We start from the raw sequence: 19,442 nt of genomic DNA on the forward strand, positions 1-19,442 counted from the left end.
TCTAGTCAATGCTGATTTTCGCGTCCTTCACGACCTGTGCCCACTTGGTGCGGTCAGCATGGACGGTCTGGCGGAACTGCTCGGGCGTCTCGATGCGGATGGCGTTGCCCTGCGATTCGAAGCGCTCGCGCACTTCGGGCTGCTCCAGCACCTCCTTGATGGCCGTGTTGAGCTTCTTCACGATGGCCGGGTCGGTGCCCTTGGGCGCGAACACGCCGAACCAGATCGAGCTATCGAAACCCTTGGTACCGGGCAGACCGCTGGATGCGATGGTGGGCACCTCCTTCACGGCGGCCACGGGCTTGGCGGTGGTCACGCCCAGCAGACGCACCTTGCCGGCCTTGTAGTGCGGCAGCACGGTCTGCACCTGGTTCATGATGCAGCAGGTCTCGCCGCGCACCACGGATGTGATGGCCTCGGGGCCGCCCTTGTAGGGCACGTGCACCATGTTCAGTCCCAGCCGCGAATTGAACTCGGCAAACGCCATGTGCGTGCCCGCGCCGTTGCCGGTGGACGCATAGTTGTACTTGCCCGGGTTGGCCTTCACCACCTCGACGAACTCCTTGAGCGTCTTCACGTCGATCACGTTGGGGTTGATGGTGAGCACGTTGGACACGTCCAGCACGGGCGCCACGGGCACGAAGTCGGCCTCCACGTCGAAAGGCAGCTTCTTGTACAGCGCGGCATTGCTGCCGTGCGTGGCGGCGGTGCCGAAGGCGAGCGTGTAGCCGTCCGGCTTGGCGCGGGCCACGTACTCGCTGGCGATGTTGCCGGCCGCGCCGGACTTGTAGTCGATGATGAGCGGCTGGCCGAGCTTGTGCTGCAGCGGCTCCTGCACGGCGCGGGCGACCACGTCCACGCCCGAGCCGGCGGGGAATCCCATGATCAGCGTGACCGGCTGGCGCGGCCAGTCGGCCGCGGTTTCGGCCGTGGCGGGCGCGTGGACCACGAAGGCTGCGGCAGCCGCCAACGCCAGCACGGCGGCAGCGGTGTGGGCAGCGGGAAGGGCGCGGCGGCGGAGAAGGGTCGTGGAGGTGGGCATGGCGGGATCCTGGAGGGCAGGCATGTCGGTGAAGAGAAGGAAAGCGCGCGATTGTGGGCAACTGCACATGCGCCGCCCGCTATATGCATATGGCATGCCCGCCGCGGGCGGCGGGCTGTGCCGGGGAGCGGCGGACGTGCCAAGACCTTGAACAGGTTCCAAGGCTCCCATAATTTGCGCTTTCGGGCCGTCTGCGCGTCCGATCCCATCACTCAGTCCGTGGATACCCGCATGACGTCCCACCCTGCTTTCGATCCCGTGCCCGGCGCAGACCTGCTCATCCGGGCCCGTACCGGCGACGGCCCGCGCCCGGACGATCTGCCCGCCGCGCTGCGCCCGGCCGACGTGGCCCAGGCCTATGCCGTGCAGGACCGCGTGGTCCAGGCGCGCGGCGCCATTGCCGGGTGGAAGGTGGGCGCGGCCTCGCCCGACGCCGAACCCGCGCGCAGCGCCCTGGCGGACGACAGCGTGCACGTGGCCGGTGACGACGGCGTGGTGCACCTGGCCGCGCAAGATTTCCTCGTGATCGGCGTGGAGGCGGAACTGGTCTTCCAGTGCATTGCCGATCTGCCGGCGCGCGAGGTGCCCTACACGCAGGGCGAGGTGCTGGGCGCCTTTGGTGCGGTGCACGCTGCCATCGAAGTCTGCGACACGCGCTTTGCCGCCTGGGGCGGGCAGCACCCGCTGAGCCGGCTGGCCGACCAGGCCTGCCACGGGGCGCTGGTGGTGGGCACCGGGCGGGGCGATGGCGCGGCGGTGGATGTGCTGCGCCAGCCCGTGCGGCTGGAGGTCAATGGCGGCACCGTGGTCGCGCACGATGCGGGCGGCAACCCGGCCGGCGAGCCGCTGCGCCTGCTGGTGTGGCTGGCCAACGGCGGTGCGCACAGCCTGGGCGGCCTGCGCGCCGGGCAATGGGTCACCACCGGCTCGTGGACCGGCACGCCGATGGTGATGCAGGGCGACGTGGTGGTGGCGGACTTTCCCGGCATCGGCCGGGCCGAGCTGCGCATCGACTGACCGGGGGAGCGCCGTGCTCTGCCGCCGTGCCGCGGTGCGGGCGCGCCGCGCCGCCCGGCGGCCCCCGCGGCCAGCCGTCCGCGGTGGATCAGTAGCGGCGCGGGTCGTTCGGGCGGCGGTCGTGCCGGTTAGGCACGCCGTCGCCGTCGCGGTCCCAGCCGCCGCGGTCCATCACCCAGCGGTCGCCGCGCTGGTTCCACTGCGGCTGGCGGTAGGCATAGCCGGGGCGCGCCTTGATCCAGTGGCCGGGCACCCAGGCATGGCGGTGGCCGCGCCATTCCCAATGGCCGGCCTCCCACACCATGCCGCGGCGCGGGCGCGGCACGGCTTCATAGCGGGGCGGCGGGGGGGCGCGGTACTGCGGCGCGACCACCACGGGGGCGCCGTAAGACGGTGTCCCGGCCTGGATGACGACGGTGGCGTTGGTCACCGCCTGGGCGCTGCCCATCGCGGCAAGCGACAGCAGGGCGGCAGCGGCGGAGGTGGTGAAGATACGGCGGAACATGGAGCGTCTCCTGGAAAGGGCACAAGGCCGATGACTGCATCGTGCAGGGGCCATGTCAACGCGCGGTCGGCTTGCTTGGCGCGCCGGAAAAGCCTTGTCACCAAGTGTTTCGGTATCAGGGGGGGTTGAGGAAAATCGGCCTCTGGCGCTTGATGGATAAGCGCAAGCAGCTATTAAAAATATAGCAAATGGCGGGCACCAGGTTTTACCGCCGCATGCTGGCAAACACCTCGAACTCCCAGCTGCGCATGGCCAGCAGCACGGTGTAGCCCTCGCGCTCGCGTTCGGCCATGCGCTGGTTGGCCAGGTGCTGCTGAGCGAAGTCGTGGGCCACGCGCTGCATGCGCTCCCAGAAGGCCGGCGCCAGGCTGCGGCTGATGGCGCCGTGCACCAGCAGCACGCCTTCGCCCGGGCCGTCGAAGCCGCCGGCGAAGTAGTCGAGCAGCGCGTGGTCGCGGAAGTAATGCATCACCGGGCCGTGCGGCCGCCAGCGGAAGGTTTTGGCCAGCTTGAGGCGGTAGCGGTTCAGCGGGCGCAGCTCGATGATGCCGATGCGGTCGAGCTGCGCGAGGTACTTGATGCCTTCGGCCTCCGACAGCCGGTAGGTGGTGGTGACCTGCTCCAGCGTCCACTGGCTGAGCACGCAGATGGCCATCAGCAGCAGCTTCTTGTCGGCCACCACGGCGGTCTCCTGCGCCTGGGTTAGTTCCTTGAGCAGCGGCTGGCTGTCGGCCACGCGGCGCGCCAGGTCGGCGAAGTCCAGCCGCAGCACGCGGCAGATGGCGTCGATGCGCGACAGCGGCATGTCGCCCTTGGCCAGCATGCGCTTGACGCTGGACTCCGCCATGCCCAGCGCGCGGGCCAGGTCGGCGTACGTCATCTGCGCGGATTTCAGTTCCTTCTTCAGGGCCAGGACAAGGTCGGCAGTGGTGCTCATGGGTATCGATTATGGATACCTGTTGTCCATCAGGGGTGGCCTGGTCGCGTTTTTCGATGCCCCTGCGCAGGGCGGTCTCCAGACTGCGCGGCATTCGTTTCTTTGCGGAGCCCGACCATGACCTCTCTTCTCCGACGCCTGCCGCCCGCCGAGTGGGCGCTCTATGGCGCGTTCGCCGCCCTGGCGGTGATCGCCTGCGCCGGCCCCCACCTCACCCAGCACGCGCATTACCACGCCTTCGCGGACCAGCGCACGGTGTGGGGGCTGCCCCATGCGCTGGATGTGCTGAGCAACCTGGCCTTCGCGCTGGCCGGTGTCCTGGGGCTGTCCGCGTTGGCGCGCTGGATGCGCACGGCGGCCGTTGCAGAGCGCGCCACCACGGCCGGCCTGGGCGGCCTGTTCTTTGGCGGCCTGCTGCTCACCGCCGTGGGTTCGTCGCTCTACCACTGGCAGCCGCAAGACGCCACGCTGCTGTGGGACCGCGCCGGCATGCTGGTGGCGTTCGCCGGCGTGACCGGCCTGGCCGTGGCCGGGCGCATCGGCGCGCGCCCCGCAGGGGTGGCCACGGCGCTGATGCTGGCGGCCGGTGCGTGGGCCCTCCAGCGCTGGGAAACCACGGGCCAGTTGCTTCCCTGGGCCGTTCTGCAGGGCGGCGGCATGGCGCTCATGCTGGCGCTGGCGTGGCTGCCGCAGCGCCGCGAGGCCCCGGCCCTGTCGCTGGCCGCGGTGATCGGCTGGTATGCGCTGGCGAAAGTGCTGGAGTGGGGCGACCACGCGGTCTGGGAAGCGACGCAGGGTCTCGTGTCCGGCCACAGCCTCAAGCACGCGGTGGCTGCGCTGGCTGCGTGGCCGGTGATCGCGGCCCTGCGCGGGGACCGCGCCGGCGGCCGGGCCACCGGCTCCTACTTTGCGCAGTGCGTGCGCAGGACCGCCTGGCGACGTCCCGCCGCGGCGGCGCCACAGGCCGGCACAGCAACGCATGCGGCCGCCCATGGCGCGGGCCCAAGCGCGGACAGAAGCGCGGGCACAATGGCCGCCGATGCGACCGGAGGCGCGTCGGCCCTTTCGGCCGCGCGCCGTCCCTCCACCCCATCCCACAGGAGCATGGCATGAGCCAGGAGCAGGCCCGCATGGCGGCCATCGTCACCCCCGCCGTCCCCGCCGAGGCGGACGTCCACCCTAACCAGTTCGCCCTGCTGCGGCAGCGCCGCTTCGCTCCGTTCTTCTGGACGCAGTTCGCGGGGGCGGCCAACGACAACCTGTTCAAGTTCGCCTTCACGGTGATGGTGACCTACCAGCTCAGCGTGTCGTGGATGCCTCCGTCCATGGCCGGGCTGGTGATCGGCGCGCTGTTCATCCTGCCGTTCCTGCTGTTCTCGGCCACGTCGGGGCAGCTGACGGACAAGTTCGAGAAGACGCGGATGATCCGCTTCGTGAAGAACCTGGAGATCGCCATCATGCTGGTGGCCGCCGCCGGGTTCGTGGCCGGCAGCGCCGTGGTGCTGCTGGCCTGCGTGTTCCTCATGGGGCTGCACTCCACGCTGTTCGGGCCGGTGAAGTTCGCGTACCTGCCGCAGGCGCTGTCCGAGCGCGAGCTGACCGGCGGCAACGGCATGGTGGAAATGGGCACCTTCGTGGCCATCCTGCTGGGCAATGTGGCCGGCGGCCTGCTGGTGGCGCTGCCGGGCATCGGCCATACCGCCGTGGCGGTGGCCTGCGTGGCGCTGGCGCTGGTGGGGCGCTTGACCGCGCAGTGGATACCCGCCGCGCCCGCCACCGACCCGGGCTTGGCCATCAACTGGAACCCGTTCACGGAAACCTGGCGCAACCTGAAGCTGGCACACGGCAACCCGGTGGTGTTCCGCTCGTTGCTGGGCATCAGCTGGATGTGGTTCTTCGGCGCCGTGTTCCTGAGCCAGTTTCCCAGCTTCGCCAAGGAAGTGCTGCACGGCAACGAGCAGGTGGCGTCGCTGCTGCTGGTGGTGTTCTCGGTGGGCATCGGCATCGGCTCGCTGCTGTGCGAGGTGCTGAGCCGCCGGCATGTGGAGATCGGCCTGGTGCCGCTGGGCGCCATCGGCATGAGCCTCTTCGCCATCGACCTGTACTTCGCCTCCCGCGGCCTGCCGGCGTCCGAGGTGATGGGCCTGGCCGCCTTCGTGGCCCAGCCCGCGCACTGGCGCGTGATGGCCGACCTGGCGCTGCTATCGCTCTTCGCGGGGCTGTACAGCGTGCCCATGTACGCGCTGATCCAGATGCGCAGCCAGCCCACGCACCGCGCGCGCATCATTGCGGCCAACAACATCCTCAACGCGCTGTTCATGATCGGCAGCTCGATCATCGCCGGTGCGCTGCTGGGGGCCGGGTTCACGGTGCCGCAGATCTTCCTCTTCACCGGCATCGCCAATGCGGTGGTGGCGTTCTACATCTTCCTGATCGTGCCGGAGTACCTGCTGCGCTTCGTGGCCTGGGTGCTGTCGCGCTGCATCTACCGCTTCAAGGTGCAGGGCGACGTGCACATTCCCACGCAGGGCGCGGCCATCCTGGCGTGCAACCACGTGAGCTTCGTCGACGCGGTGCTGCTGATGGCCGCGAGCCCCCGGCCCATCGTGTTCGTGATGGACCACCGCATCTTCCGCGTGCCGGTGCTGGGTTGGCTGTTCCGGCTTGCCAAGGCCATACCCATCGCGCCGTACAAGGAAGACCCCGCTGCCTACCACGCGGCTTTCGAGCGCGCAGCGCAGGTGCTGAAGGGCGGTGACCTGCTGGGCATCTTCCCCGAAGGCGGTATCACGCGTGACGGTGAACTGCAGGAGTTCAAGGGCGGCATCGTGAAGATCATCGAGCGTGCACAGGCCGATGGCCTGGCGGTGCCGGTGATTCCGATGGCTTTGTCCCACCTGTGGGGCTCGTTTTTCAGCCGCATCGAAAAAGGCGGTGCCATGGTGCGCCCCTTCCGCAGGGGCTTCTACAGCCGGGTCGGGCTCAACGTGGGTCCCGCCTTGAACGGTGCTGACGTGGAGCCGGCAATGCTCCGCCAGCGGGTACAGGCACTGCTGGCAAGCTGACCTATCTGGTCAGGTGCCTGGGGCCTGGCACGACGGAGCGATGGTCCTCCGTCCCACAACGGTGACGGGATACCGGCCCTACGGTGATGGCTTCGCTTCACCGTTGAAAAGGAGACAGACCATGGCTTACACCATCACCCAGGCCCGCCCCCTTCTGACCGCTGCCGAACTGGAGTTGTTCGACCACAGCCGCGCAGGCCCGATCAAGGAACTCACGCTCGCGCGCCTGCGCGGCAAGGTCACGCGTGCCCGCACGCTGCGCGACAAGTACCGCGATCTGTTCCGCCGCCAGACGGTGTCGATGCGCAAGGCGCCCACCACCAAGGGCCGCTCGCCCGTCGGCAACGACAACGAGCGCACGCAGCGCAAGGCAGACATCCTGCAGGAAGTGCTGGGCCGTTTCGAAGAGCGCCTGGCGTTGCTCGAAGCCAAGGCAGCGCGGGAGGCCCAATCCGCTACGGTTGCGAAGAAGCCCGCCGCGCCGCGCAAGGCTGCTGCGGCGCCCAGGAAAATTGCTTCGGGCAATCGCAGCGCCGGTGCGCGCGGGTCGGCGGGCAGTCGCTCTGCTGCACCTGCGCGCGCCAGCCTGGCGCATTGACGAGGCAGCGCAGCCGCGCGCAGCTCACTCCGCGCGGATGTTGGCGCTCTGCGCCACGGCACGCATGCGGGGCAGCTCTTCGTCGATGCGGCGCGCCACGGCGTCGGCGGGCTCATACGCCGGCTCCAGCCCGCTGGAGATGAGCTTGCTGCGGATCTCTGCATCCGCCATGGTGTCAGCCAGGGCTTTCTGCAGCCGGGCCTTCGCCTCGGACGGCAGGCCGCGCGGCGCGACCACGGCCAGCCAGGAATCCGCGGCAAAGCCTGCGAAGCCGCTTTCGGCCACGGTGGGCACGTCGGGCAATTGCGTGGCGCGCGTGCCGCCCGTGACGGCGATGGCCTTGATCTTCCCGGACTTGAGCTGCGGCAGCGCCGCGGCCACGGTGTCGATGGTGAAGGGAATCTGCCCGCCCATCAGATCGCTCATGGCCGGTGCGCTGCCCTTGTACGGCACATGCATCAGTTTGACGCCGATCGCGGACCACACCAGTTCGGCCGCGAAGTGCCCGGTGGTGCCGCTGCCGAACGAGCCGTAGACATAGGTGCCCGGACGGGCCTGCACCCCGGCGATCAGCTGCTTCAGGTCGTTCACCGGCACGTCGCGGTTCGCCAGCAGAATCAGCGGCACGCGTGCCACCATGCCGATGGGCTCGTAGCTCTTGACCGGGTCGTACGGCAGCTTGGCGTGGAGCGCGGGGTTGACGGTGAAGGTGGAGCCCGAGCTGATCAGCAGCGTGTAGCCGTCCGCTGCGGCATTGGCTACGTAGGAGGCACCGACGATGGTGCCGGCGCCGCCCTTGTTCTCGATCACGATGGGCTGGCCCAACTGTTCGCCGAGTTTCTTGCTGATCAGCCGGCCCACGATGTCCACGGCCCCGCCCGGTGGAAAGGGCACGACGAGCTGCACCGGCTTGGCCGGATAGCCCTGTGCGTGCGCCGTGAGCACAGGTGCCAGTGCACCGAGCGCGGTGGCGAAGAGGGCGGCGCAGGCTGTCCTGCGGTTGGGGGTCGGGGTCATTGCAGGGCTCCTAGCGTGGGTTCCGTCAGATCAATGCCATGGACAGCAGCCGCGTGAGCTGCGCCGCCTCGTCGCGTGGGCCGGGTTCAGCCGTTGCGAAAAAGAAAGCTGTAGGCGTTGAGCGCCGGCACGCCGCCCAGGTGGGCGTAGAGCACCTTGGAGCCCGCGGGGAACTCGCCCAGCCGCACCTTCTCGATCATCCCGTGCATGGACTTGCCCTCGTAGACCGGGTCGGTCAGCATGCCTTCCATGCGGGCGCACAGGCGGATGGCCTCCAGCGTGCCGTCGTTGGGCAGGCCGTACTCGGGGCCGCCGAAGCGGTCGTCCAGCACGATGTCGGCGTCGGTGATGTCGCGGCCCAGCTCGACCAGCTTGGCGGTGTTCTGGGCGATGCGCAGCACCTGGGCGCGCGTCTTTTCGGGCTTGGCCGATGCGTCGATGCCGATCACGCGGTCCGCGCGGCCATCCGCGGCGAAGCCCACGGCCATGCCGGCGTGCGTGCTGCCGGTGACCGAGCAGACCACGATGTAGTCGAACTGGAAGCCCAGTTCCTTCTCTTGCTGGCGCACTTCTTCGGCAAAGCCCACGAAGCCCAGGCCGCCGTACGGGTGCTCGGAGCACCCGGCAGGGATGGGGAAGGGCTTGCCGCCCGCCTTCTTCACGTCTTCCATGGCCTGCTCCCAGCTGGGACGGATGCCGATGTCGAAGCCTGCGGCATCCAGGCGCACCTCGGCACCCATGATGCGGCTCATCTCGATGTTGCCCACGCGGTCGTACACCGCGTCGGAGTAGTTGACCCAGTTCTCCTGCACCAGCACGCACTTCATGCCCAGGTGCGCGGCCACGGCCGCCACCTGGCGGGTCTGGTTGGACTGGATGCCGCCGATGGAAACCAGCGTGTCGTAGCCGCCGGCGATCGCCTCGGGGATCAGGTACTCCATCTTGCGGGTCTTGTTGCCACCGAAGGCCAGACCGGAGTTGCAGTCTTCCCGCTTGGCGTACAGATCCACCTTGCCGCCCAGGTGGGCCGACAGGCGCTTGAGCGGCTGGATGGGCGTGGGGCCGAAGGTCAGGGGATAGCGTTCGAATTTCTGCAGGTTCATGGAAGGCTTTCTGGCAATGCGTGGAAACGGAGGTGGGTGCGACCGGATGCCGCAGTGGCCCTGGAAGGCGGCGTCGGCAAGGGTGTCCGCTGAGGGACATGGTAGGAAAATACCGGCGCAACAGGGTTGCGAACAAGTTCACTTCATTTGCTAGAAAAGCGTGTAAAACCTGAATTTGCTTATTTGAATTTCAGGAATGAAGCCATGTGCGCAACAAAAGTAAGTGCATCGTCTGGCGGCGTTGCGGGGGAAGACCGCACCGCCGAGCTGGACCGCACGGACAAGGCCATCCTGCGTGCGCTGCAGCGCGATGCCTCCATCTCGAATGTGGCGCTGGCGGCCAAGGTGCACCTGAGCGCGCCGGCCTGCCTGCGGCGCGTGGAACGCCTCAAGCGCCTGGGGCTCATCGACAAGGTGGTGGCGCTGCTGCGGCCCCGGGCGGTCGGGGCCGGCATGCTGGTGATGATCGGCGTAGTGCTGGACCGCTCCACGCCGGACTCGTTCGCCGCCTTCGAGAAGGCCGCCGCCAAGGTCTCGGGCTGCATGGAGTGCCATGTGGTCACCGGCGAGTTCGACTACTTCATGCTGGTGCGCACGCGCGACAACGACAGCTTCAACCGCCTGCACGCCGAGCAGCTGCTCTACCTGCCCGGCGTGCGCCAGGTGCGCTCGTTCATGGTGGTGCGCAACGTGCTCTCCACCACCGAGCTGCCGCTGGCTGTGTGAGCGGCGCGGGCGCGGAATGCCGCTGGGCGGTCAGTCCGGCTCGACGGCGAAGGCCAGGCCGGCGTGGGCCTGCAGCCGCGCGATGAGCCGCTCGCCCAGGGCGGGGGCCGGCGTCCAGATGCCGCCGGGCGTGCCTGCGGCGTCCTGCAGCAGGCAGACCGCGGCCTCGGCGATCATCTTGGAGGTCGAGCCGTAGCCCGGGTCGCGGTCGCCCGTCACGCCCACGCGCAGGCGGTGGCCGTCGGCGTCGGTGCCGAGGAACAGCACGTCGTAGAACCCCGCATCACGCTCTTCGCGCGAGGGACCTTCGCCCGGCTTGGGGCCTTGATCGGAGCCGAGCGACTTGTCGCCCGCAACGGCGTGGGCGATGGCCTCGCCCTTCTCTCCGGGGCCGGTGACCAGCATTTCGTCGTAGACGAAGTCGGCACCGTAGGCATGCTCCAGCAGGAAGTTGGAGCGGTGCACGTTGCGGGTGTTGATGGCCGCCATCACGAACGGTGCCACCCAGACGCCATCCCCCAAAGCCTCGTCCACCATGGGCTTGTTGCCCGAGGGCTGGCGCGGGCCTTCGAAGCCGGGTGTGAGCGAGAACGGGTTCTTCAGCAGTTCCAGCACGCCGGGCTGGCTCGCGGCGGCGGCCATCGTCGCCTTCAGGCTGGCGGCCGTTCCGCCCGAGAACGTGCCCTTCATCTTGCGCACCCGGCCGCGCACGCGCGATGCCGGCTGGCCGAAACGGGCGCGGAATTCGTTTTGCAGCAAGAACACGCCCAGGTCGAAGGGGATGGAGTCGAAACCGCACGAGAAGACGATGCGTGCGCCGCTCGTTTGGGCGGTGGCTTCGTGCGCGTCGATCATCTGGCGCATCCAGGCGGGCTCGCCGCACAGGTCGACATAGTCCACACCAGCCGCCGCGCAGGCGGCCACGACTTCGCTGCCGTACAACTGGTAGGGGCCCACCGTGGTGAGCACCAGGCGGGTCTGGTCCATCAGGGCCTGCAGGCTGGCGGGATCGCTGCTGTCGGTCACGACCAAGGGGGTGTCGGCGGGCGCGCCCAGGGCGTCGCGCACGGCGGCGAGCTTGTCGGCGCTGCGCCCACCCATGGCCCAGCGCAGGCCGCTGCCCGCCGGGTAGCGCTGCAGCAGGTACTCCACGACCAGCCGGCCCGTGAAGCCGGTGGCGCCGTGGACGACGAGGTCGAAAGGTTTGGGGTCGCTCACGGCAGTCTCCGTGCGGACGTGTTGGTGGAAGGCTGCTGCGATTGTCAAAGACCGGCGGGCGTCGCCATGTCGCCCAGGTGCCCCGTGCTGCGCGCTGAAAGTATCTTCACGCGATACCGTGAAGCCGGGCCACTGCCACTGGTGTAATGCGCGGGGGGGCGGCGGCGCCACGGCGCGGCACGATCGGCTCCGTGTTCAACCACGGCCCTCAGGGCCACCACCGCTGTATGTCTACTGCTCCCTTCATTCTCCAGCGCGACACCCGGGCCTGGCAGCTCCAGGTCTGGGTCTCGTTCGGCATCGCCGTCTTCCTGTGCGCCACCGGACTGGCCTGGCTGCCGGGCGAGCAGCTGGAGCGTGCGTTCATGGTGATGGGCTACGTGTTCTGTCTGTCGGCCGCCTTCGTGCTGGCGAAGTTCGTACGGGACAATGACAACGCACGCCGTTCGGGCAGCCATCGCGGGGGCGACACGCCGCTGTGGAAGGTGGTGGTCTGGGGCGGGTTCGCTGTGGCCATGGGGCTGACGGGCTGGGGCCTGCTGGGCATGGACATCAACGCCACCTACAAGGCCTTTCTGGGCGTGAGCTGGCTGTACCTCATCACCACCGCTTTCACGCTGGCCAAGATGCTGCGCGACCGCCACGAGGCCGACCTGGCCGAGGCCCGCCTCCAGGGCCGCCGCGACGCCGCAGGTGCGGCGCAGGCACCTTCTGCCGACTGAGTTCCCCACGGCTTTTTCCTGTGTGCGGGCGGCGCCGCGCCCCCGCCATGTTCTGATACCTGCTGAGGAGAAAAAATGTTGTCTACCGATCGTTTGTTGTCACCCCTGCGTTCCGCGCTCGCCTCCGGGCTGGCGGTCGCGGGCCTTGCCGCGGCCCTGGCCTTTGCCCCCGCAGCCCATGCGCAAAGCGAGGCCTCGGCCGCGCTGTCGATGTTGCCGGTGGCCTCGGTGGTGGGCACGGCGTCGGCCGGGTCTGCCGTGGCGGGCGCGGTGGTCACCCTTCCGGTGACGCTGTCGGTGGGCGGCGCGGTGCTCACGGTGAAGGCCGTCGAGGCCTCGGCCCGCGGCACCGTGTACCTGCTGGAACGCGCCTCCGACGGCGCGCAGGTCAGCATCGAGGTCTCCGGCAAGGCGCTGTCCGCCACGGCGCACGGCGTGGGCACGGTCGTGACCTGCAGCGTGATCGGCACGAGCGTGATCCTGTCGGCGGCGGGCGAGGTGATCGCCTTCGTTCCGAATGCCGTGGGCCGTGCGCTGCTGCACAACGAAACGCTGTGAGGGGACGATTGACCATGCCGATGACGCACCGGACAACCCTCTACGCATGCACGGCAGCGCCTGCCGTGCCCTTGCGCGCACTGGCGCTGGCGGCGCTCATGGTGCTGGCCGCCGCCGGCGCTGGCACCGCCCACGCCGGCCGCTCGTGCGAGCAGCGCCAGCCCTCCGCGCAGGTGATCGAGCGCGGGATGCTGCTCGCGGAGCGCACCTCGCAGGCGCTGGATGCGGAGTACCAGCGGGCCGGCACGCGGGTGGTGGTGCTGGGCCGCGCGGGGCAGGACCTCAGCAAATACGGCCTGCGCTACTCGCACCTGGGCTGGGCCTACCGCACGGACGCCGGCCCCTGGCGCGTGGTGCACAAGCTCAACGAGTGCGGCACGGCGCACGCGCAGGTGTTCCGCCAGGGCCTGGGCGACTTCTTCCTGGACGACCTGTGGCGCTTCGAGGCCGTGTGGGCCGTGCCCACGCCCGAGGTGCAGGCGCGCCTGCTGCCCGTGCTGGCGGACAACACCCGGGCGAAGGTGCTGCACCACCGGCCCTACAGCATGGTGAGCTACGCCTGGAGCCCCAAGTACCAGCAGTCCAACCAGTGGGCGCTGGAGACGCTGGCCGCTGCCATGGAGCCGGGCACCATCCGTTCGCGCGAGCAGGCGCAGGCTTGGCTGCGCTTCAAGGGCTACGAGCCGACCGCGCTGCGGCTGGGGCCGCTCACGCGGCTGGGCGGGCGCATCACCGCGGCCAACATCGCCTTCGACGACCACCCCAACGAGAAGCGCTATGCCGATCGCATCGAGACGGTGACGGTGGACTCCGTGCTCACGTGGCTGCAGCGTGCCCAGCTGGCCGGCGCCCCGGCCGCGCTGGACCTGCGCCAACCGTGAGGACTGAAGCAAAAAAGCCTCCAGCGCTTATGCAGTAAGCGCAGATAGCTATCGAAAGCATAGTGATTCACTTCTGAGGAGACGAATGTGAGCAAAGCCTTGCGCCTGTCCGAGAAATGGTTCCGCCGCGGCCTCTGGCTGGTGGCGGTGGTGTTCGCCAGCTTCCTCATCGGGCTGGGCGGCACCATCGTGGGCGATCTGCCGCGCGTGGAAACGCCGCTGCAGCTCGACGACTTCCTGGACCGCAAGGCGGCCGAGACGCTGCGCGAGCAGGTCAAGGCCGCGCGCCAAGCCGAAGACGCTGCCGAGACGGCGCTGGAACAGGCACGCCTGCAACGCGCCAAGGCGCGCAGCGAGAGCGCGTCCGCCCGCGAGACCTTCGACAACTGGCTGGCCACGCGCAGTGCGACCCAGCAGGCCGAGCACAACCCCGAGGTAGTGCAGCGCACGCAGGCGCTTGATGCGCTGCAGCAGCGCGAGCGCCAGACGCAGCAGGCCGTGGAGGCGCAACAGCAGGCCATGCTGGACGCGCGGCAGGCGGCCGAGGCGGCCCAGTCCAACCTGTCGCAGCTGGAAGAGGGCGGCTACGAACGCCTGCACGCGGAGATGCGCAAGGTGGAGCTGCGCGTGTTCCTCTACCGCTTGGCGCTCACGCTGCCGCTGCTGATCGCCGCCGGCTGGCTGTTCGCCAAGAAGCGCAAGAGCACCTACTGGCCGTTCGTGTGGGGCTTCATCTTCTTCGCGCTGTTCGCGTTCTTCGTCGAGCTGGTGCCCTACCTGCCCAGCTACGGCGGCTACGTGCGCTACGTGGTGGGGATCGTCATCACGGCGCTGGTCGGGCGCTATGCCATCGTGGCCCTCAACCGCTACCTGGAGCGCCAGAAAGAGGCCGAAGCGCTGCCCGACGCGCAGCGGCGCGAAGAGCTCAGTTACGACGTGGCCCTGGCGCGGCTGGCCAAGGGCGTGTGCCCGGGCTGCGAGCGCACGGTGGACCTGAAGGACACGTCCATCGACTTCTGCCCGCACTGCGGCATCGGCCTGTACGACCGCTGCGGCGCCTGCTCCACGCGCAAGAGCGCTTTCGCGCGGTTCTGCCATGCCTGCGGAGCACATGCCGGGCGGGGCGCGGACGCCGCCTCCGGCCGGCGCCGCGTGCTGCCGGATCTGGCGGCGGATACCGCCGGGGGGCAGGGCGAAGGGGCCGTGCCCTAGAGAGACCGCGTCAGCCGGCCATCACCACCGGGCCGCCTTTGTCCAACGCCCGCTGGTAGGCCGGCCGGGCGCGCATGCGGTCGCGGTAGGCGAAGACGTGGCGGTAGCGCTGCACGTCCTGCACGCGGCTGGCAGCGGCTTCGACGGGGAAGCTCATCTGGAAGTCGGCCAAGGTCAGGGCATCGCCCGCGAACCAGGGGCGGTGCGAGAGGTGTTCGTCCATGAAGGCCAGGGCCGTGGCCAGGTTCGGATCGACCAGCTTGGCGGAGGCACGGCCGCAGAGGCTGCGGGCGATGGGCCGCACGAAGAACGGCATGGGTTGGCGCGGCAGGGTGGTGAAGACCAGCTTGAGCAGCAGCCAGTTCATCAGCGAACCTTCCGCGTAGTGCATCCAGAAGCGGCATTGCCGGCGCTCCGGCGTGCCGCGGGCCGGTTCCAGCCGCGCCAGGTCGGGCGGTGCCGTGTCGCCATAGCGCTCGGCCAGGTATTCGAGAATGGCGCCGGACTCCGCCACCACCTCGTCGCCCTCGGTGATGACGGGCGACTTGCCCAGCGGATGGATCCGGCGCAGCGCCGGGGGCGCCAGGCGGGTTTTCGGGTCGCGCTGGTAGCGCTGGATCTGGTAGGGCACGCCCAGCTCTTCCAGCAGCCACAGGACGCGCTGCGAGCGCGAAGTTTCGAGGTGGTGAACGGTCAGCATGGCCCCATGCTAGGGGCCCGCCCTGCATGCGCCGTGTACGACACCAGCGCGTTTCGGTTCCGGGCAGCGGCATACGCCTGCGCGCTGGGTACCCGCATCGCGGATGATGACGCGCCCGCGCTCAGACCCCGCGAGCGCGGTCCGCGGCGAACTGCTTGCGGAATTCTGCGAACCGTCCGGCGTCCAGCGCCTCGCGCACCTCGCGCATCAGGTTCAGGTAGTAGTGCAGGTTGTGGATGGTGGTCAGCATGGGGCCGAGCATCTCGCCGCAGCGGTCCAGATGGTGCAGGTAGGCGCGGCTGAAACCGCCGCGGCCGCCGTCGGCCCAGGCCACGCCGTCCTTGCCCGCACAGGCGTGGCAGGTGCACGTGGCTTCCAGCGGCTGGTGGTCGGCCTTGTGGCGGGCGTTGCGCAGCTTCAGGTCGCCATAGCGCGTGAAGATGGTGCCGTTGCGCGCGTTGCGGGTGGGCATCACGCAGTCGAACATGTCCACGCCGTCGGCCACGCCCTGCACCAGGTCTTCGGGCGTGCCCACGCCCATCAGGTAGCGGGGCTTGCTCGCCGGCAGCAGGTGCGGCGTGTGCGCCATGATCTCCAGCATCTCGTCCTTGGGCTCGCCCACGCTGACGCCGCCTACGGCGTAGCCAGGGAAGTCCATCTCGACCAGCGCCTGCAGCGATTCCTCGCGCAGGTTGGTGTACATGCCGCCCTGCACGATGCCGAACAGCGCATTGGGGTTGCCCAGGCGCTCGAACTCGTCCTTGGAGCGCTGGGCCCAGCGGCGGCTCATCTCCATGGACTTGCGCGCTTCGGCCTCGGTAGTTTTGTGGCCCTTGGTCTCGTACGGCGTGCACTCGTCGAGCTGCATCACGATGTCGGAGTTGAGCGTGGTCTGGATCTGCATGCTCACCTCGGGCGACATGAACAGCTTGTCGCCGTTCACGGGGCTGGCGAAGGTCACGCCTTCCTCGGTGATCTTGCGCATGGCCCCCAGGCTCCACACCTGGAAGCCGCCCGAGTCGGTCAGGATGGGCTTGTCCCACTGCTCGAATTGGTGCAGCCCGCCGAAGCTCTGCATCACGTCCAGGCCGGGGCGCATCCACAGGTGGAAGGTATTGCCCAGGATGATCTGCGCGCCCATGTCGTGCAGGCTTTGCGGCATGACGCCCTTGACGGTGCCGTAGGTGCCGACGGGCATGAAGATGGGGGTCTGCACCACGCCGTGGTTCAGCGTGAGGGTGCCGCGGCGCGCGTGGCTGGCGGGGTCGGTCTTGAGAAGTTCGAACTGCAACATGATCCCGCGATTGTCCCAGACCGGCCCGGCTGCGCCGCTGCAGCGGTGCGCTTGCGCCAGCGCAAGACGGGTCTTTGGCCTGCACCGTGCGCGGGGGCGCGCGCACTACACTGGTTCGGCGACCCGGTGCCCCTGCCACCTCCCGCGCCGCCGCAGTGCCCCGGCACTTGCGACGGCCCGCACAGGCCGGGCCGCCAAGCCGCTTACCGCAAAGACAAGGAAAGGACGAAGAACATGCTCAAGATCCTCATCGCCGTCGATGGCTCCGACCTGTCCCTCGATGCCGTGCACCACACGCTGGCCCTGCTCCGGCAAGGGCTACAGGCGCAGGTCGTGCTGGCCCATGTGCAGGAGCCGGCCACGCTGTACGAGATGGTGGTCTCGCGCGATCCAGAGCTCATCGCCGCCGCCAGCCTGGAGGCCGGCCAGCATTTGATGGCATCGGCCCGTGCGCTGATCGAGGCGGCCGGCGTGCCCTATGCCACCGAGGTCGCCGTGGGCGACGTGGCGCACACGCTGGTGGACATCGCGGAGCGCCACGGCGTGGGCATGGTCGTGATTGGCGCCCGGGGGCAAGGCGCGATCGCCAGCGCGCTGCTGGGATCGGTCTCGCAGGAGTTGGTGCAGGCCAGCCCGGTGCCGGTCACCATCGTCAAGCATGCCGATGCGGAGGCCGTGCCGGCGCAGGCGCTGGCCGAGGACGACGACGAGCTGGTCTGAGTGCGCAGAGGGAGGCTGGCGGGCCGCGGGGCGGACGCCTGCCCGCGCTAGAGGTGCCGCGCGGGGCGCGTACCGGTGGCTGACGGGGAAGTGGGCGATGGCGCGAAAAAGGGCCTCAAGCGGCCTTGCGGAAAGGCTCCGCAGTGCGCTGCAGCTTGCCGTGGGGCAGGCTCGCCAGGCGCTTGAACATGCGCCGGCAGTAGCCGTTGATCCACAGGCATTTGTTCAGCTCGTCCACCGGCAGCGGGCCGGAAACGACGACGATGTCGTTGGCCTCGGCCAGGGCGCCGGCGGCGCGCAGGCGGCGGCGTGCGGTGGTGGCCCAGGACTGGATGCGGGTGGGGCTGCCGTGCTGGTGCACTTCGCCCGTGTGGACGTCGAACGCAATGGCGACGTTGTCCGTCTTGAGCTTGAAGCGGCGCTCACCCGTGACCGCGCTCGGAGCTTCGCGCATGTCGTACAGGTAGTAGCTGCCCGCCTTGAGCTGGTATTGCATGTCCATGGTGTCCGTCCTCCGAGCGGCATTTTCCGAGGGCTCGTGGCCGGCAATGGCGGGGTAAGCGGTGCAAAACCCGCTCTTTTGGGTCGCTTGGGAGTCAGGGCGCCTGCCGGGCTGCGATGTGTGCGTGCATTGTGTCGGCGGCGGCGGCCCGCTTCAAGGCGCGTGGCGCTCCAAAGGGTAACGGGATGTGATCCCGGCCGCGCTGGCCGGCGGCCCCGCGCACAGGGCGCAGGGCGCAGGGCGGGGCGCGGCGCGGGAGCACGTCGACGATCCCTCGGGGGATCGTAAACAGGCGCTTAAAAATCGACCAGACTCAGGCCGACGCTGAGGACGGTGCGCTTGCGGTTGTAGTCGATCATGCTGTCGCCGTAGCCGGAGAACAGCGCGGTGTGCAGGCGCAGGTTGCTCTTGCCGCCGCCGAACGACTTGCCGAGCGTCTGCATCCATTCGAGCCGGCCGGAGCCGCGGGCGGAACTGCCCAGACCGCTGCTGCGTGCCGTCAGCGCCAGCGTGTTGTCGCGGTCCATGTTCCAGGCCACCGTCAGCTCGCCGCGGCCCATGGTATTGCTGATGCCAGGGTTGTCGTCGCTGTCGGCGCCTTCGTTCAGGCGCTTCCACACCCGGCCGGTCACGATCCAGCGGTTGTCCAGTTCCATGCCGGTCATCAGGTAGACGCGGTTCCAGCTGCGCGACAGCGGCAGGCTCTGGCCGTTGGACTGGTGCACCAGGCCGATGCCGCTGTAGCGCCAGCGCCAGCCGAAGGGCAGCTTGGCGTCGGTCGGGTAGACGTACATCACTTCCGGCTCGTGGTCGGTGGCGCGGAAGGGGCGCGAGATGCCGGGGCTGAAGAGCTGCCAGTACGACTGCTGCGTGTAGCCGAACCACACCGAGTCCTTCAGCGTGGGGTGGCCCTGCGTCAGCAGGCCCTCGGCGACTTTCGTGCGCACCGACAGCTGCACGCGCATTTCGGTCGTGCGGTAGTCCACCGGGTTGGCGGCGCTGTGGTCGGGGCTGTCGGAGGTGGGCTGGCGGTTCACGTTGCTGCCCTTGGCCACCGAGACGCTGATCGGCCGGTAGCCGCGGAAGCGGAAGGTGCCGCAGTCGCTGCCCGACTCCAGCTCCCAGAAGCGTGACAGCGTGCTGTACTGCTCGTCGCGGCAGCCGTCCACCTGGGCGACCTCGATGATGCGCGTGGCCGGCAGCGTGGCGTCCACCGGCGGGGGCGGGGCCGAGCCGTCTGCGGGTGGCTGGGCGCTGGCCGTGGCGGCCGGGGCCTGCCAGGACTGGGCGCCGGCCCACTGGTCGAAGCAGGCCAGGCGCGCATTGCTGTCGCTGGTGAGGGCCGCGCAGCGGCGCCATGCATCGCCGGCGGCGGCCGGGGCCACGGGGGCTGCCGGGGGCGTGGCCTGTGCCAGCGCGGCGCCGGCCGGGGCACCGAGGGCCAGGGCCACGGCGCCCAGCCGGCCGGGGGCGCGGTGGAGGAGGGAGGTGAGTTGGGAGGGGAGCATGGTCCGCGCTGGTTGTAAGACGCCGCCGATTGTCACCGCGCCGACCGCTTCCCCGCGTAGGGAAAAAGCGAAAGCGGTATTTAGATGAAAATGGCCTCTAGCGCCCGTCAATAAAGC

Annotated in this window: 20 protein-coding genes; 10 read left to right on the forward strand and 10 right to left on the reverse strand. The window is 69.3% G+C overall.

Features of this window, described 5'->3' with window-relative positions; translation table 11 throughout:
* Window position 1: 1 nt before the first annotated feature.
* A complete protein-coding gene (locus tag QE399_RS08455; protein ID WP_309827933.1) occupies window positions 2-1,042 on the reverse strand; it encodes a Bug family tripartite tricarboxylate transporter substrate binding protein in 1,041 nt (346 codons plus the stop codon).
* A gap of 231 nt (window positions 1,043-1,273) precedes the next feature.
* On the opposite strand from QE399_RS08455, the gene QE399_RS08460 reads away from it, so the two are divergent.
* Window positions 1,274-2,059: a 2-keto-4-pentenoate hydratase gene (locus QE399_RS08460; protein ID WP_309827935.1), complete on the forward strand. Its 786-nt coding sequence runs from the start codon at window positions 1,274-1,276 to the stop codon at window positions 2,057-2,059.
* 88 nt (window positions 2,060-2,147) lie between these two features.
* Here QE399_RS08460 and QE399_RS08465 read toward each other — a convergent pair whose 3' ends face one another.
* Both QE399_RS08465 and QE399_RS08470 read right to left on the reverse strand, forming a co-directional pair.
* Window positions 2,148-2,564, reverse strand: a complete 417-nt coding sequence (locus tag QE399_RS08465) for a YXWGXW repeat-containing protein (protein WP_309827936.1) — start codon at window positions 2,562-2,564, stop codon at window positions 2,148-2,150.
* A gap of 205 nt (window positions 2,565-2,769) precedes the next feature.
* Window positions 2,770-3,501: a helix-turn-helix domain-containing protein gene (locus QE399_RS08470; RefSeq protein WP_309827938.1), complete on the reverse strand. Its 732-nt coding sequence runs from the start codon at window positions 3,499-3,501 to the stop codon at window positions 2,770-2,772.
* A 117-nt stretch (window positions 3,502-3,618) separates the two neighbouring features.
* Between QE399_RS08470 and QE399_RS08475 the strand changes: the two genes are divergently transcribed.
* The 3 genes from QE399_RS08475 (at window position 3,619) to QE399_RS08485 (ending at window position 7,164) form a co-directional block, all read left to right on the forward strand.
* Window positions 3,619-4,614 (forward strand): hypothetical protein, encoded by a 996-nt coding sequence (locus QE399_RS08475; RefSeq protein ID WP_309827940.1) that lies wholly within the window; start codon window positions 3,619-3,621, stop codon window positions 4,612-4,614.
* Window positions 4,611-6,566 carry an MFS transporter gene (locus tag QE399_RS08480; protein WP_405043375.1) on the forward strand — a complete coding sequence of 652 codons (1,956 nt, stop codon included), beginning with the start codon at window positions 4,611-4,613 and terminating at the stop codon, window positions 6,564-6,566. Before QE399_RS08475 ends, QE399_RS08480 begins: the two co-directional genes overlap by 4 nt.
* Before the next feature lie 121 nt (window positions 6,567-6,687).
* Complete coding sequence (locus QE399_RS08485) at window positions 6,688-7,164, forward strand: hypothetical protein (protein ID WP_309827942.1); 477 nt, start codon at window positions 6,688-6,690, stop codon at window positions 7,162-7,164.
* Window positions 7,165-7,188: 24 nt separating this feature from the next.
* Here the strand turns inward: QE399_RS08485 and QE399_RS08490 are convergent, their stop codons facing one another.
* Window positions 7,189-8,181: a Bug family tripartite tricarboxylate transporter substrate binding protein gene (locus tag QE399_RS08490; RefSeq protein WP_309827944.1), complete on the reverse strand. Its 993-nt coding sequence runs from the start codon at window positions 8,179-8,181 to the stop codon at window positions 7,189-7,191.
* Between the two features lie 86 nt (window positions 8,182-8,267).
* A complete protein-coding gene (locus QE399_RS08495; RefSeq protein WP_309827946.1) occupies window positions 8,268-9,284 on the reverse strand; it encodes a 1-aminocyclopropane-1-carboxylate deaminase in 1,017 nt (338 codons plus the stop codon).
* A 204-nt stretch (window positions 9,285-9,488) separates the two neighbouring features.
* Between QE399_RS08495 and QE399_RS08500 the strand changes: the two genes are divergently transcribed.
* Window positions 9,489-10,010 (forward strand): Lrp/AsnC family transcriptional regulator, encoded by a 522-nt coding sequence (locus tag QE399_RS08500; protein WP_309827948.1) that lies wholly within the window; start codon window positions 9,489-9,491, stop codon window positions 10,008-10,010.
* A gap of 30 nt (window positions 10,011-10,040) precedes the next feature.
* On the opposite strand, the gene QE399_RS08505 is transcribed toward QE399_RS08500, so the two are convergent.
* Complete coding sequence (locus tag QE399_RS08505; protein WP_309827950.1) at window positions 10,041-11,228, reverse strand: saccharopine dehydrogenase family protein; 1,188 nt, start codon at window positions 11,226-11,228, stop codon at window positions 10,041-10,043.
* A 227-nt stretch (window positions 11,229-11,455) separates the two neighbouring features.
* Here QE399_RS08505 and QE399_RS08510 point away from each other — a divergent pair, with 227 nt between their 5' ends.
* From QE399_RS08510 to QE399_RS08525, 4 genes are all read left to right on the forward strand, one after another.
* The gene (locus QE399_RS08510) at window positions 11,456-11,950 is read left to right on the forward strand and encodes a YiaA/YiaB family inner membrane protein (protein WP_309827952.1); all 495 of its coding nucleotides are present in this window, start codon (window positions 11,456-11,458) and stop codon (window positions 11,948-11,950) included.
* A gap of 75 nt (window positions 11,951-12,025) precedes the next feature.
* The gene (locus QE399_RS08515) at window positions 12,026-12,508 is read left to right on the forward strand and encodes a hypothetical protein (protein WP_309827954.1); all 483 of its coding nucleotides are present in this window, start codon (window positions 12,026-12,028) and stop codon (window positions 12,506-12,508) included.
* 20 nt (window positions 12,509-12,528) lie between these two features.
* Entirely contained in the window at window positions 12,529-13,389 is an 861-nt protein-coding gene (locus QE399_RS08520; RefSeq protein WP_405044083.1) for a DUF2145 domain-containing protein, read from the forward strand.
* Window positions 13,390-13,476: 87 nt separating this feature from the next.
* Window positions 13,477-14,601: a zinc ribbon domain-containing protein gene (locus QE399_RS08525; protein WP_309827955.1), complete on the forward strand. Its 1,125-nt coding sequence runs from the start codon at window positions 13,477-13,479 to the stop codon at window positions 14,599-14,601.
* Between the two features lie 10 nt (window positions 14,602-14,611).
* Here QE399_RS08525 and QE399_RS08530 read toward each other — a convergent pair whose 3' ends face one another.
* Together QE399_RS08530 and tgt are read right to left on the reverse strand one after the other, a co-directional pair.
* Window positions 14,612-15,301: a glutathione S-transferase family protein gene (locus QE399_RS08530; protein ID WP_309827956.1), complete on the reverse strand. Its 690-nt coding sequence runs from the start codon at window positions 15,299-15,301 to the stop codon at window positions 14,612-14,614.
* Between the two features lie 121 nt (window positions 15,302-15,422).
* Window positions 15,423-16,595: a tRNA guanosine(34) transglycosylase Tgt gene (gene tgt / locus QE399_RS08535; protein WP_309827958.1), complete on the reverse strand. Its 1,173-nt coding sequence runs from the start codon at window positions 16,593-16,595 to the stop codon at window positions 15,423-15,425.
* A 234-nt stretch (window positions 16,596-16,829) separates the two neighbouring features.
* Here tgt and QE399_RS08540 point away from each other — a divergent pair, with 234 nt between their 5' ends.
* The gene (locus QE399_RS08540) at window positions 16,830-17,315 is read left to right on the forward strand and encodes a universal stress protein (RefSeq protein WP_309827960.1); all 486 of its coding nucleotides are present in this window, start codon (window positions 16,830-16,832) and stop codon (window positions 17,313-17,315) included.
* Between the two features lie 115 nt (window positions 17,316-17,430).
* On the opposite strand, the gene QE399_RS08545 is transcribed toward QE399_RS08540, so the two are convergent.
* Both QE399_RS08545 and QE399_RS08550 read right to left on the reverse strand, forming a co-directional pair.
* Complete coding sequence (locus QE399_RS08545) at window positions 17,431-17,817, reverse strand: hypothetical protein (protein ID WP_309827962.1); 387 nt, start codon at window positions 17,815-17,817, stop codon at window positions 17,431-17,433.
* A gap of 296 nt (window positions 17,818-18,113) precedes the next feature.
* Window positions 18,114-19,325: a phospholipase A gene (locus tag QE399_RS08550; RefSeq protein ID WP_309827964.1), complete on the reverse strand. Its 1,212-nt coding sequence runs from the start codon at window positions 19,323-19,325 to the stop codon at window positions 18,114-18,116.
* Between the last annotated feature and the right edge of the window lie 117 nt (window positions 19,326-19,442).

The organism is Paracidovorax wautersii (assembly GCF_031453675.1).
GTDB lineage: Bacteria > Pseudomonadota > Gammaproteobacteria > Burkholderiales > Burkholderiaceae_C > Paracidovorax.

What these genes read in the sequence shown, in the direction of transcription:
- QE399_RS08540 (WP_309827960.1), top strand. Translation starts at nt 16,830, where the DNA reads ATGCTCAAGATCCTCATCGCCGTCGATGGCTCCGACCTGTCCCTCGAT.
- QE399_RS08510 (WP_309827952.1), top strand. Translation starts at nt 11,456, where the DNA reads ATGTCTACTGCTCCCTTCATTCTCCAGCGCGACACCCGGGCCTGGCAG.
- tgt (WP_309827958.1), bottom strand. Translation starts at nt 16,595, where the DNA reads ATGTTGCAGTTCGAACTTCTCAAGACCGACCCCGCCAGCCACGCGCGC.
- QE399_RS08530 (WP_309827956.1), bottom strand. Translation starts at nt 15,301, where the DNA reads ATGCTGACCGTTCACCACCTCGAAACTTCGCGCTCGCAGCGCGTCCTG.
- QE399_RS08465 (WP_309827936.1), bottom strand. Translation starts at nt 2,564, where the DNA reads ATGTTCCGCCGTATCTTCACCACCTCCGCCGCTGCCGCCCTGCTGTCG.
- QE399_RS08470 (WP_309827938.1), bottom strand. Translation starts at nt 3,501, where the DNA reads ATGAGCACCACTGCCGACCTTGTCCTGGCCCTGAAGAAGGAACTGAAA.
- QE399_RS08475 (WP_309827940.1), top strand. Translation starts at nt 3,619, where the DNA reads ATGACCTCTCTTCTCCGACGCCTGCCGCCCGCCGAGTGGGCGCTCTAT.
- QE399_RS08495 (WP_309827946.1), bottom strand. Translation starts at nt 9,284, where the DNA reads ATGAACCTGCAGAAATTCGAACGCTATCCCCTGACCTTCGGCCCCACG.
- QE399_RS08485 (WP_309827942.1), top strand. Translation starts at nt 6,688, where the DNA reads ATGGCTTACACCATCACCCAGGCCCGCCCCCTTCTGACCGCTGCCGAA.
- QE399_RS08515 (WP_309827954.1), top strand. Translation starts at nt 12,026, where the DNA reads ATGTTGTCTACCGATCGTTTGTTGTCACCCCTGCGTTCCGCGCTCGCC.
- QE399_RS08520 (WP_405044083.1), top strand. Translation starts at nt 12,529, where the DNA reads ATGACGCACCGGACAACCCTCTACGCATGCACGGCAGCGCCTGCCGTG.
- QE399_RS08490 (WP_309827944.1), bottom strand. Translation starts at nt 8,181, where the DNA reads ATGACCCCGACCCCCAACCGCAGGACAGCCTGCGCCGCCCTCTTCGCC.
- QE399_RS08550 (WP_309827964.1), bottom strand. Translation starts at nt 19,325, where the DNA reads ATGCTCCCCTCCCAACTCACCTCCCTCCTCCACCGCGCCCCCGGCCGG.
- QE399_RS08480 (WP_405043375.1), top strand. Translation starts at nt 4,611, where the DNA reads ATGAGCCAGGAGCAGGCCCGCATGGCGGCCATCGTCACCCCCGCCGTC.
- QE399_RS08455 (WP_309827933.1), bottom strand. Translation starts at nt 1,042, where the DNA reads ATGCCCACCTCCACGACCCTTCTCCGCCGCCGCGCCCTTCCCGCTGCC.
- QE399_RS08500 (WP_309827948.1), top strand. Translation starts at nt 9,489, where the DNA reads ATGTGCGCAACAAAAGTAAGTGCATCGTCTGGCGGCGTTGCGGGGGAA.
- QE399_RS08460 (WP_309827935.1), top strand. Translation starts at nt 1,274, where the DNA reads ATGACGTCCCACCCTGCTTTCGATCCCGTGCCCGGCGCAGACCTGCTC.
- QE399_RS08545 (WP_309827962.1), bottom strand. Translation starts at nt 17,817, where the DNA reads ATGGACATGCAATACCAGCTCAAGGCGGGCAGCTACTACCTGTACGAC.